1 protein-coding gene is annotated in these 216 nt (G+C 37.0%); it reads right to left on the reverse strand.

Translation table 11 applies throughout. The features are described 5' to 3' along the window. Nucleotides 1-216 (reverse strand): helix-turn-helix domain-containing protein (locus tag ACN6NE_RS31425; RefSeq protein WP_474329457.1); only part of this gene is annotated, 216 nt, incomplete at both ends.

Raw genomic sequence — 216 nt, forward strand, 5'->3', positions numbered from 1 at the left:
AGTAGGCTTTTTCTTCATTTTTGGACGACTCCTCTTTTTAGGAAACAGGCCATCCTTACCTTGTTTTTCAAAGGTTCTTTTCCATTTCGCCACCGTTGAGTAAGAAGGAATATTGAATACATATGATGCTTCACGAATAGACGCTCCTGTTTTTTCCATATAAGTTAATACGTCCATTTTAAACTTCACAGAGTAGTTTGTATAGGTCGGCTGTAA

It is taken from the genome of Priestia sp. 53B2 (assembly GCF_056099005.1).